Here is an 11,948-nt window from a genome sequence, read left to right as displayed (position 1 = left end):
CCTTCGTCGCGGTGTTGGCGCCACCGCGACGAAGGTCCGGTATTTCAATCAATGTCGAAGGACACGCCCTGCGCAAGCGGCAGCGCCTTGGAATAATTCACCGTATTGGTGGCGCGCCGCATATAGGCCTTCCAGGCATCGGAGCCGCTCTCGCGGCCGCCGCCGGTTTCCTTCTCGCCACCGAAGGCGCCACCGATCTCGGCCCCGGACGTGCCGATATTGACGTTGGCGATACCGCAGTCCGATCCGTCGACGCTAAGAAAGCGCTCGGATTCCTGGAGGTCGCGGGTAAAGATCGAGGATGACAGCCCCGCTCCCACCGCATTGTGTTCTTCTAGCACGGCGTCGAAGTCCGTATATTTCATCACATAGAGGATGGGCGCAAACGTCTCCTCCGTCACCGGCGAAACCTGCCGCGGCATTTCGACCAGCGCCGGACGCACATAGTAGGCTTCGGGGTGACCGTTCTCGACCCGCATTCCGCCGGTTATCTTACCGCCATGCGAAGCCGCCTCCTCCAGCGCCTTCTGCATGTTCTCGTAGGCAGCTTTGTCGATCAGCGGGCCAACCAGAGCGCTTGTCTCCAGCGGATTGCCGACCGAGACGCTCTCATAAGCCTTCTTCAATCGCGGCAGCAAGGCATCGTAGACACTCTCATGCACGAATAGGCGCCTGAGCGTCGTGCAGCGCTGGCCGGCCGTGCCCATGGCGCCGAAGGCGATGGCGCGGAGCGCCATGTCGAGATCGGCCGTCGGGCAGACGATGCCGGCATTGTTGCCGCCGAGCTCCAGCACCGCACGGGCAAAGCGCTTCGCCAGCCGTGGGCCGACGTCCCTGCCCATGCGCGTCGAGCCGGTGGCCGAGACCAGCGGCACCTTGGGATGATCGACCAGGATTTCGCCGACGGCGCGATCGCCGATCAGCACCGGCGCCAGCCCCTTCGGCGCATCGCCGAAACGTTCTGCTGCACGCTTGAAGATCGCTTCGCAGGCGAGCGCCGTCAGCGGTGTCTTCTCGGACGGCTTCCACACCACAGCGTCGCCGCAGACCAGCGCCAGTGCTGCGTTCCACGACCATACCGCCACCGGAAAGTTGAAGGCCGAGATCACGCCGATGACGCCGAGCGGATGCCAGGTTTCCATCATGCGATGGCCGGGACGCTCGGTAGCGATGGTCAGGCCGTACAATTGCCGGGAAAGACCGACGGCGAAATCGCAGATGTCGATCATCTCCTGCACCTCGCCAAGACCCTCGGACGGGATCTTGCCGACTTCGATCGATACCAACCGGCCAAGCTCGGCCTTGTGCGTGCGCAATTCCTCGCCGAGCAGCCGCACCAGCTCTCCACGCTTGGGAGCTGGCACCTGCCGCCAGGCCAGGAAAGCCTTGTGGGCATTGTCGATGGTCGTCGTCGCGTCGGCCGGCGATATGGTCTTCAGCGCGGCGATCTGCTCGCCGGTCACCGGGCTGCGCACGATGAGGTCGCCGCCCGTAAGCGCGGCCTCGGCAACGCCCAGTTTCGCCAGAAGCCCGGCCGTTTCCTTCGCAATCGTCATTTTTATCCCTTTCAGATCCCGTCGCTCATATGGCGTCGGTCCAAGCTTTTCGCCATACTCGCTCCCTGCCGGTTGGCACACCAGGCCCTGTCATGGCGTGGCATTACGCGTTTCAGGGAAAAATCGCCACCCCGGCATGGTCCAAGCCGGCGTCCGACTGTTGAACCAGCCAGATAGAGCGAATTAATCCTACTGAGTCATATCCAATATTCATAATTGTCGCCCCTCGGCGCTGCCCCTCACCTGCCTGCCGGCATCCTCTCCCCGTATAGTGACGGGGAGAGGGACACTCTCATCGACGATTTCGCCAATCATCGGCGTTGGGGGAAGAACGCCGGCGTCGCGGCCAGCCACTCTCTCCCCGTCACTATACGGGGAGAGATGTCCGGCAGGACAGTGAGGGGCAGCGCCAACAGTAAAAATTGGTTCTGTCCGGCCAAAATCATGACGCGGTAGGACTAATTTAGTGTGCCGTCTTGGCGGTTTCCCGCACGGCGCTGTCTTTCATCAGCCGGTCGATATGCATGCGGATATGGGCTGCCTCGGCGGCCGTATTGGCAAGCGCGATGGCGCGGTCGAAAGCGACGCGCGCCTCCTCGCCGCGGCCAAGCTGCATCAGCAGTCCGCCCTTGAGGCCGAAGAAATGGAAATAGCCGGAAAGCCTTCCCTCCAGCGGCTCGATCATGGCGAGTGCGGCTTCCGGTCCACGCACCTTGGAGACCGCGACGGCGCGGTTGAGCGTCACCACCGGCGACGGCTGCATCTGCTCGAGCAGGCCGTATAGCAGGTCGATCTCGTTCCAGTCCGTATCCTCGGGCTTTTCCGCCCGCGCATGCAGTGCGGCGATCGCCGCTTGCACCTGGTAGGGACCGGGCTTGCGATGGCGCAACGCCTTGTCGACCAGCGCCAGGCCTTCATCGATCATCTTGCGGCTCCACAGGCTGCGGTCCTGGTCTTCGAGCAGCACGATCTCGCCGTTCTCGTCGAAGCGGGCAGGCGAGCGTGCATGCTGCAGCAGCAACAGCGCCGTCAGCCCCATGATCTCCGGCTCGGTCTGGAATAGCCTGAGCAGCAGGCGGGCCAGCCGGATCGCCTCTTCGCAAAGCGGCGCACGCGCCGCAGCCTCGCCGCTGTTGCTGGAATAGCCTTCGTTGAAGATCAGGTAGACCATGGCGGCGACGGCGGCGAGCCGTTCGGAGCGCTCGACCGCTCCCGGCGTCTCGAATGGCACCCCGGCGTCGGCGATACGCGCCTTGGCGCGCGTGATACGCTGCTCCATGGCGCTTTCACCGACGAGGAAGGCGCGGGCGATCTGCTTGACCGTCAGGCCGGAGACGATGCGCAACGCCACCGCGATCTGCTGTGTGGCCGGCAGGTCGGGATGGCAGCAGATAAACAGCAGCCGCAAAATATCGTCGCGGTAATGCGCCCCGTCCAGCCGCTCGGCGACGTCGCTCTCGGCATCTTCCAGATCGGAGATCTGGTCTTCCTCCGGCAGCGGCGCCTGCTTGGCGCGCTTGCGCACCGCATCGATGCCGCTGTTGCGGCCGACGAAGATCAGCCAGGCTGCCGGATCGCGCGGCGGACCGTTTTTCGGCCAGTTGTTCAGTGCCCTCAGGCAGGCGTCCTGGAATGCTTCCTCCGCCGCGTCGAGGTCGCGGAAGTAGCGCAGCAATGCCCCCATCACCTGCGGGCGAGCGGTGCTGATTGCCGTGCTGATCCAGGCGAGTTCGGTCATGCGGAAACCTTGGCGGGATTGAAGAGCGAGACCGGCCGGATTTCATAGGAGCCGCCGCTCGGGTTGACCTCGGAAAGCTCGCGCGCAAAGTCGACGGCCTCATCGAGGTCGGCGCATTCGAGCGTGTAGAAGCCGAGGAACTGTTCCTTGGTTTCGGCAAACGGGCCGTCGATGACGATCGATTCGCCCTTGACCTTCCTCAGCGTCGTCGCCGCGGTCGTCGGCAGGAGCCGCGCCACCGGGCCAAGCCGGCCCGCCTGGGCATATTTTTCCTGCACACCGATAAGCTTTTCCATGACTGCATCGTCCTGCTCCTTGCTCCAGGAGCAGACGACGTCTTCAGAGGCATAGCAGAGGATCGCGTAGAGCATGGGTCGTCCTTTTCTTTATCAAAGGACGAAACACTAGGACCGATGCCGACATGGCGTCGACAAAAAAATACGCCTCCGGTCCGGCGTCATTCCCTCGCCTTCAGCCATCTCAAGACCAGGGCCTCCTCGTCGTCGAGCCCGGCGATCGAGCGCTGGCCTTTGTTGGCATCCGCCATTTCGTCGAGCAGCCGTCCTTCGGACCAGGCACGGAACACTTCTGGATGGATGTAGCATTGGCGACAAACCGCGCGTGTGTTGCCAAGCCGCTCGGCAACCTTGTCGATGATGCTGTTCATTGCCCTCTTTTGCTGCGCCTTGCTTTCGGGACGTTCGGTTTGGGCAAACAGCGACGCCGCATGGATGGTGCCGCCCCAGGTTCTGAAGTGCTTGGAGCTGAACTCCGCTCCGGCGTTCTCCCTGATATAGCGGTTGACGTCGTCTGAGCGCACCGGACGCCTGTTTCCATCCTCGTCGAGATACTGGAACAGTTTTTGGCCCGGCAGGTCCTGCGCTCCACGCACGACCTTGGCAATCCGGCGATCGACAAGCTTCAATCTCCATTCCTTGCCGGATTTGCCGATGAAGGCGAAGCGCAGGCTCGAGCCCTTGATATCCACATGGCGGTCGCGCAGCGTGGTCAGCCCAAAACTCTTGTTATCGCGGGCGTAGGCGGCATTGCCGACGCGGATCATCGTGTTGTCGAGCAGCCAGACGATAGCCGCCACGACGCGTTCCAGCGGCAGTCCGTGACGGCGCAAATCGACGTCGATCTGCCGCCGCAGTTCGGGCAGACTTTCGGCGAAGGCGATCAGGCTAGAATATTTGACACCGTCACGCTCCTCCGCCCAGTGCTGATGATAGCGGTATTGTTTGCGCCCGCGCTGGTCCCGACCGGTCGCCTGGATGTGACCGTCGGCATCCGGCGAGATCCAGACATCCTTCCAGGCCGGTGGAATGGCAAGCGCCTTGATGCGTGCCAGCGCCTCCCCGTCGACAATCCGCCCGTCGGGTCCTTTGTACGAGAACCCCTTGCCCGAACGCAGCCGGCGAATACCGGGTTCAGTGTCGGTGACATAGTTGAGCGAGGCCCGAACGGCCGAGGCTAGCGCTCCGTTCTGCGGCACCCCGTTCTTTGGTGCAGCTTTCCTCACAGCCGATTGGCCAGACGACGACCCGGATTTGTCCAGCATGTCCTCTCCACGGGAATTTCCGTAGATAAGCCGCTTGCCGGCTGCGGGTTCCACCGCCTCTTGATCTCTTGGTTCCAGAACAGCCTATCGACGTCGCCGTGCAACGAAGACGTGCGTCGTCACGCCTTTTCGATCACGACCGGAATGACGTCGACCGCTTGCTCGCCGACCTGTCCACCAGTGGTTTTCAGCACGCCGACGATCGGCGCCACGTCGGAGTAGTCGCGGCCATAGCCAACCGTGATATGGTCGTTGCTTGCCCGCATGCCATTGGTTGGATCGAATTCCTGCCAGCCGGCATCGCGCCCGCACCACACCTTGACCCAGGCGTGCATGGCGTCGGCGCCTTCGAGCCGCGGCTTCCCGCGCGGCGGAATGGTGCGCAGGAATCCGCTGACATAACCGGCGGGAATGCCGAGGCCGCGCAGGCCGGCGATCATGATGTGGGAAAAATCCTGGCAGACGCCGCGCTTCAGGCCGAAGGCGTCGCTGGCCCGCGTCTGCACGGTGGTCGCCTCGCCGTCATAGGTGAAATCGCGGTGAATGCGGTTGCACAGGGCCATGGCCGTGCCGACCGTCGAACTGCCGGCACTGCCTTTCGCATAGGCGGTGATTGCCGCGTCGATGCCGGCATGATCGCTGGCGGCCAGAAAGTGATGCGGCGAAGCCGGCGCCAGCGAGTGCACTGCGCCGAGTTCTTCCCGCAGCCGGCGTATGTCCGGCGATACGTCGAGCCCGGGCTCCGGCCGAGATACCGACACGCGCGCGCTCATCCTGATGTCGAGCGCATCATGCGCGTCACGAAAGGCGATCGAGGTGACACTGTTGCCGAAAAAATCGGAAAAGTCGGAACGTTCGCTGGGCGCCGGCACAAAAGACAGTGAAGCGGCGATGACGCGTTGTACGCCAGGGATGGTCGGCGGCAGCACGCGCACCTGATGGCGGCCGCCGCCAGCCGCCGCATCATAATCGTAACGCAGGTGAAGCCTGATGTCGTAGAGCATGCCGTCTCTATCCGAAATAGGCTTTGGCGAGGCTGTTGTAGAGCCCGCCGATTTCATTGGCGAGATCGCCGAGGGCCTTGGCCGTCATGTCCGAGGGCTCCTTGATGGCGATCGACGTGTTGAGTTGCAGAATCTCCTTGGCCGCCGGCGACATATGGCCTTCAGCGCCGACAGCGGGCAGCAGCGCGATTTCGGCCCTCAGCCGTTCGAGCTGGAAAAGGATTGAGCGCGGGTTGAGCGGATCGAGTGCCAGAAGATCGACCACCGTGCGCCGTCCCGCCTGCACCGGATATTGCCGACGGTGCGTCATGACGCTGTCGCCGATCTCCAGCATCATGTCGAGCGCACCTTCCGGCGCCTCGGCTCTGGTCAGCCGGGCGAGCGTGCGGGCGATCTGGATGCCGCGTTCGAGCCTGCGGCCGATTTCCAAGAAACGCCAGCCGGCAAAGCGGTACATGTTTTCGTGCAGCAGGCCGGAAAACCCGGCCAGCTTGCGCAGGATGACCGTCATCGCCCTTGTCGCGTCGTCGCCCGGCGCCACTGTCGCGGCAAATTGATGGATGGTCTTCGACAGATCCTTCAATGCCAGCCAGCCATCGGGCGAGAAGCGGTCGCGGATCTGCCCGGCGCTGTAGACGGCGCTGTCCAGCGTGCCGATGAGCCCTAACGGGATTGCCGTCTCGACGTCGATGCCGAACGGCGCGAGATAGTCGCTGATATCGGCGAGCAGCGGCATCTCGGGATCGGATGTCTCGGCCAGCCGCACATGGTAGGCGCGCAGGATGCGCACCGTGTCTTCCGACCGCTCGATATAGCGGCCGAGCCATGTCAGGTTCTCAGCCGCGCGGCTGGGCAGGCTGCCCGGCAAGGTTCGGGTGAAGCTGTCGTGCTCCTGCGGCAGCAGCGTCTCGCGCTCCACCGGCCTGTCGCTGACCACCCACACATCCGCCGCCTGGCCGCCGCGCTGCATGGCGATGGCCGTCGGGTCGAGCGAAAAGCCGACACGGGCAAAGCCGCCCGGCATCACCGTCCAGCCTTCCGGCGTCCGCGCCAGATAGACGCGCAGGCTTGCCGGCCGCGGCTCCAGCCAGCCGCCGACATAGACAGGCGTTGTCGACAGCGTCACCGCTTCCTGTCCGACGAAGTCGCCGCCGTCCCGTTCGATCCTGGCGACCAGTTCGGCCCGTTCCTCGACCGACAGCGCCGACCCGAGCTTGGTCGAGCCGTCGTCCTCGAAGGCAAGCCGCGTCGACAGCGCGGGGCCGATCACCATGCTGTCGATATTGGCGAGCACATGCTCGCGCTCCGCCTCCTGCCCGCACCACCATGTCGCGACGGTCGGCAGCAGCAGTTCCTCGTTGCGCAGGGCGCGCGAAATCTTCGGCAGGAAGGCGAGCAGCGCGCGTGTCTCCATCAGGCCGGAGCCCAGTGCATTGACGGCCGAAACCGCCCCTTGCCGAACCGCTTCGACTAGCCCCGGCGTGCCGATCTGCGAGTCCGGCCGCAATTCGAGCGGATCGGCGAAGGCGGCGTCGAGCCGCCGCCACAAGACGCTCACCGGCATCAGCCCCGAAACCGTGCGCACCATCAGCCTGCCGCCCGAGACGGTCAGGTCCTCGCCCTCGAGCAGCATGATGCCGAGATAGCGGGCGATATAGGCATGTTCGTAGTAGGTTTCGTTCAGCGGTCCCGGGGTCAGGATGGCGACACGGCCACCGGCCTGCTTGGCCATGCCGATCAGCGCATCGCGGAAGCGACGGAAGAAGCCTGCCAGGCGGTGCACATGCATTTCGCCGTAGATGTCGGACAGCGCCCTTGTGGTGGCGACGCGGTTTTCCAGTGCGAAGCCGGCGCCCGACGGCGCCTGTGTGCGGTCGCCAAGCACCCACCAGCGGCCATCCGGGCCACGACCGAGCTCGAAGGCGCAGAAATGCAGGAAATGGCCGCTGGCCGGCCTGGTGCCGACGACCGGCCGCAAATATTCGGGGCTGGCCGCGATCAATCCGGCCGGCAGAATGCCTTTCTCGACCAGCCGGTTCGGCCCGTAAATGTCGGCGATGGTCTCCTCGAACAGATCGGCGCGCTGGACCAGGCCGGCGCTGATGGCAGCCCATTCCTGCTCCTCGATCAGCAGCGGCACATGCGCCAGCGGCCATTCCCGCTCATTGGCGCCGGCCTTGTCGTAGACGCGGTAATAGACGCCGGCATCGCGCAGGTACTGGTCGGCGCGGGCAAAACGCTGGGCAAGCTTTTCCGGACCCAGGTCCTCCAGCGCCTCGATGAAGTGGCGCCAGGCTGGCCGCGGATTGCCCGACGCATCGACCATCTCGTCGACGACGCCGTCGATCGGCTGGTAGTGCTCCAGCAGACTGTGGGTCTGCGGCTTGCTTCGCAGCTTTCTGTGATTCCCCTTCGCCATGGCTGATCAGAGTCTTTGCGGCCGCCGAAGGTCAAGGGTCATCGGGAAATCTTCAGAGGCTTCTTCGTTGCGCAGCACATAGCTGGACGGCGTATGGCCACGTGGCTCGAAGCGGGCGAGCCGCCGCGCCTCCGCTTCGTTGCCATTGACCGGGAACGTGTCGTAGCTGCGCCCGCCGGGATGTGCGACATGATAGACGCAGCCGCCGACCGCGCGGCCCGACCAGCGGTCATAGACGTCGAAGACCAGCGGCGTGTTGACCGGCAGCGCCGGATGCAGGCCAGACGCCGGCTGCCAGGCCTTGAAGCGCACGCCGGCCACCGCGATCTCGCGGTTGTCGGTCACCTTCATCGGCACGACGCGGCCGTTGCAGACGACGGCGTGACGCTCCGGGTTGAGCCCCTCGGTCTTCACCTGCAGCCGTTCGACGGAGGAATCGACAAAGCGCACGGTGCCGCCGATCGCGCCTTGCTCGCCCATCACATGCCACGGCTCGAGCGCCTGCCTGAGCTCCAGCTTGATGCCGGCATGCTGGACCTCGCCGCAGAACGGGAAGCGGAATTCGAGCTGGGCATCGAACCATTCCGGACGGAACGCAAAGCCGTTCAGCTTGAGGTCGTCCAGCACATCGAGAAAATCCGCCCAGACATAATGCGGCAGCATGAAACGGTCGTGCAGCGAGGTGCCCCAGCGCACGAAGCGGCCGTCGAGCGGGTTCTTCCAGGCGCGGGCGATGATGGCGCGCACCAGCAATTGCTGTGCCAGGCTCATGCGCGCGTTGGGCGGCATCTCGAAGCCGCGGAATTCGACCAGCCCGAGCCGGCCGGTCGGCCCATCCGGCGAAAACAATTTGTCGATGCAGATTTCCGAACGATGCGTATTGCCGGTCACGTCGGTCAGAAGGTTGCGGAACAGCCGGTCGACCAGCCACGGCAGGGGCGCCGCGCCCTTGTCGGGATGCGGCACCTGCGCCATCGCGATTTCGAGTTCGTAGAGCGAATCATGGCGTGCCTCGTCGAAGCGCGGCGCCTGGCTGGTCGGGCCGATGAACAGGCCGGAGAACAGATAGGACAGCGACGGATGCCGCTGCCATTGCAGCACCAGGCTCTTCAACAGGTCGGGGCGGCGCAGGAACGGACTGTCATTGGGCGTGGCGCCGCCGACGACGACATGGTTGCCGCCGCCGGTGCCGGTGTGGCGGCCGTCGATCATGAACTTGTCGGCGCCAAGCCGCGTCTGCCGCGCCTCTTCGTAGATCGCCGTGGTCGTCGCCACGCAATCCTGCCAATTCGCGGCGGGGTGGATATTGACCTCGATGACGCCGGGATCGGGTGCGACACGAATGACGTTGAGGCGTGGATCGTGCGGCGGGCCGTAGCCCTCGATGTGCACCGGCAGTCCGATCGCCCTTGCCGCGTTCTCCGCCGCCGCGACCAGTTCGAGATAGTCCTCCAGCGCCTCGACTGGCGGCATGAACACACAAAGCCGTCCGTCGCGCGGCTCGACCGAAAGTGCGGTGCGCACGGCGCCGCCGATCTCGGTGATCTCCTGTTCGACGCGGTCTTGCTGGCCGGTAACGGCCGTGAAGGATACCGCCTGCTGGCGTCGCGCCATCTCGTCGGCGCCTTCCAGTTCGGCCGGAGCGGGCGGAGAAGCAGAACCGGGCAAGATCGCCTCATGCGCCGGCAATGGTCCGCGCGGCAGCGATGGATCGACCGGCACGATATAGGGGAACTGCGCCGGCGGCACATAAGGCAGCGTGCCGAGCGGCAGGCGGTAGCCGACCGGTGAATCTCCCGGCACCAGGAACAGCCTGCCGCGCCGCGTCTTCCACTTCTCCGAGCGCCAGCGCGGTCCGGACGCCTGGCTGTTCCAGCGCTGGACAGGCAGCACATAGCCCGACGGCTTGGTCAGCCCGCGTTCGAACACCCGAGCCATGCGGCTGCGCTCCTCCGGGTCCTCCAGCTTCGAATTGGAAGGATCGACGTTGTCCGGCAGCTTGCCTTCCTTGAGCAGCCATTCGGCCGGATCCTCATAGGCTTCGCTGACCATCGTCTTGTCGATGCCGAGTTCGTCGGCAATCGCGGTCAGCAGGCTCTCGGCCTGCTTCGGTCCGACATCCGCCTCGCTCTTTTCATGCGCGATCAGTGACGGGTCACTCCACACCGGCTCGCCGTCGGTGCGCCAGTAGAGCGAGAAGGTCCAGCGCGGCAGGCTCTCGCCGGGGTACCATTTGCCTTGGCCGTAATGCAGGAAGCCGCCGGGTGCGAAACGTTCGCGCAGCCGGCGGATCAGCGCATCGGCCTTTTCCCGTTTGGTCGGCCCGACGGCTGCGGTGTTCCACTCTGCAGCCTCGAAATCGTCGATCGAGACGAAGGTCGGCTCGCCGCCCATGGTCAGCCGCACGTCGCCGGCCTGGAGCGCGGCATCGACTTGGTTGCCGAGCGCATCGAGCGCCTGCCAGCTCTCGTCGGAGAACGGCTTGGTGATGCGCGGATGTTCGGCGATGCGGTCGACCCGCATGTCGAAGCCGAACTCGACATTGGCGAAGCTCGCCATGCCCGAGATCGGCGCGGCATTGCGGAAATGCGGCGTTGCCGCGAGCGGCACGTGGCTTTCGCCGGTGAGCAGGCCGGAGGTCGGGTCGAAGCCGATCCAGCCGGCGCCCGGCAGATAGACCTCGCACCAGGCATGAAGATCGGTGAAATCGGTCGCCGTGCCGGGCGGCCCGTCAAGTGCGACGAGGTCGGGCTTGAGCTGGATCAGATAGCCGGAGACGAAGCGCGCGGCGATGCCGAGGTTCCTCAGTATCTGCACCAGGAGCCAGCTCGAATCCCGGCACGACCCCTTGCCGGCGGCCAGCGTTTCCTCGGGCGAGAAGACGCCGGTTTCCATGCGCACGATATAGGCGATCTCGCGCTGCAGCCGCGCATTGAGATCGACGACAAAATTGACGGTGTTGGTAGGGTGGCGGTCGAGGGTTTTCAGGAATGCCTCCAACAGCGGCCCCGCCGGTTCCGGCGTTCGGTAGATGGTCAGGTCGTCCCGGATCTCTTCGGGGTATTCGAACGGAAACGTCTCGGCCGACGGTTCGACAAAGAAATCGAACGGATTGTAGACCGTCATGTCGGCAACAAGATCGACCTCGATCTTCAGTTCCGTCACCGGTTCGGGAAAGACGAAGCGGGCCAGGAAATTGCCGTAGGGGTCCTGCTGCAGATTGACGAAGTGATTTGCCGGCCCGACCTTCAGCGAATGGCTGAGCACCTTGGTGCGGGAATGCGGCGCAGGCTGCAACCTTATGACTTGCGGGCCTAAGACGACCGGCCGGTCGTATTTGTAATGGGTCAGGTGATAGACGGCTGCCAGAATTGCCATGGTGCCCCTGAAGTCGGCGTTTCAAAAGGAGTTCGCTGAACCCTGACACGAATGCTGACCATTCTCCAAGCAGAGATGTTGCGCTGCACCTAAATTAAGCAGCCTTCATAGCTCACGAAACGGAGTGCCGACCCCGGGATTCCGCAGTGTGACGGCAAGACGTTGCAACGCTGCAGAGCCGAAGTCCGGCGGGTCAGCACCGGGCGCTTCCCGCCGATATCGATGATCGGCAGCACACGCGATGCTTGGTCGAAAAGAGCTGAAAAGAAAAACCCGCCTCGGCGGGCGGGTC

At 64.4% G+C, this 11,948-nt stretch carries 7 protein-coding genes; all 7 read right to left on the bottom strand.

The genetic code is table 11. The features are described from left to right. Nucleotides 1-44: 44 nt before the first annotated feature. Nucleotides 45-1,556, bottom strand: coding sequence for an L-piperidine-6-carboxylate dehydrogenase (gene amaB / locus NKI19_RS00580; RefSeq protein WP_352564936.1), 1,512 nt, complete (start codon nt 1,554-1,556; stop codon nt 45-47). Between the two features lie 463 nt (nt 1,557-2,019). Continuing rightward, entirely contained in the window at nt 2,020-3,294 is a 1,275-nt protein-coding gene (locus tag NKI19_RS00575; protein ID WP_352564934.1) for an RNA polymerase sigma factor, read from the bottom strand. Then, nucleotides 3,291-3,665, bottom strand: coding sequence for a YciI family protein (locus tag NKI19_RS00570; RefSeq protein ID WP_292663532.1), 375 nt, complete (start codon nt 3,663-3,665; stop codon nt 3,291-3,293). Before NKI19_RS00570 ends, NKI19_RS00575 begins: the two co-directional genes overlap by 4 nt. A gap of 86 nt (nt 3,666-3,751) precedes the next feature. Continuing rightward, nucleotides 3,752-4,855, bottom strand: a complete 1,104-nt coding sequence (locus NKI19_RS00565) for a DNA topoisomerase IB (protein WP_352488805.1) — start codon at nt 4,853-4,855, stop codon at nt 3,752-3,754. 119 nt (nt 4,856-4,974) lie between these two features. After that, complete coding sequence (locus tag NKI19_RS00560; RefSeq protein ID WP_352488804.1) at nt 4,975-5,859, bottom strand: transglutaminase family protein; 885 nt, start codon at nt 5,857-5,859, stop codon at nt 4,975-4,977. Between the two features lie 7 nt (nt 5,860-5,866). Beyond that, nucleotides 5,867-8,278, bottom strand: coding sequence for a circularly permuted type 2 ATP-grasp protein (locus NKI19_RS00555; RefSeq protein ID WP_352488803.1), 2,412 nt, complete (start codon nt 8,276-8,278; stop codon nt 5,867-5,869). Between the two features lie 6 nt (nt 8,279-8,284). Beyond that, a complete protein-coding gene (locus NKI19_RS00550; protein ID WP_352488802.1) occupies nt 8,285-11,656 on the bottom strand; it encodes a transglutaminase family protein in 3,372 nt (1,123 codons plus the stop codon). Nucleotides 11,657-11,948: the final 292 nt, after the last annotated feature.

Origin of the sequence: Mesorhizobium sp. M0751 (genome assembly GCF_040320265.1) — a bacterium.
In the GTDB taxonomy this organism is placed as follows: Bacteria; Pseudomonadota; Alphaproteobacteria; order Rhizobiales; family Rhizobiaceae; genus Mesorhizobium.
This window is presented reverse-complemented; position numbering and strand designations above follow the sequence as displayed.

Excerpts from the sequence above, each read along its gene's own strand:
- amaB (WP_352564936.1), bottom strand. The coding sequence starts at position 1,556 with ATGACGATTGCGAAGGAAACGGCCGGGCTTCTGGCGAAACTGGGCGTT.
- NKI19_RS00575 (WP_352564934.1), bottom strand. The coding sequence starts at position 3,294 with ATGACCGAACTCGCCTGGATCAGCACGGCAATCAGCACCGCTCGCCCG.
- NKI19_RS00570 (WP_292663532.1), bottom strand. The coding sequence starts at position 3,665 with ATGCTCTACGCGATCCTCTGCTATGCCTCTGAAGACGTCGTCTGCTCC.
- NKI19_RS00565 (WP_352488805.1), bottom strand. The coding sequence starts at position 4,855 with ATGCTGGACAAATCCGGGTCGTCGTCTGGCCAATCGGCTGTGAGGAAA.
- NKI19_RS00560 (WP_352488804.1), bottom strand. The coding sequence starts at position 5,859 with ATGCTCTACGACATCAGGCTTCACCTGCGTTACGATTATGATGCGGCG.
- NKI19_RS00555 (WP_352488803.1), bottom strand. The coding sequence starts at position 8,278 with ATGGCGAAGGGGAATCACAGAAAGCTGCGAAGCAAGCCGCAGACCCAC.
- NKI19_RS00550 (WP_352488802.1), bottom strand. The coding sequence starts at position 11,656 with ATGGCAATTCTGGCAGCCGTCTATCACCTGACCCATTACAAATACGAC.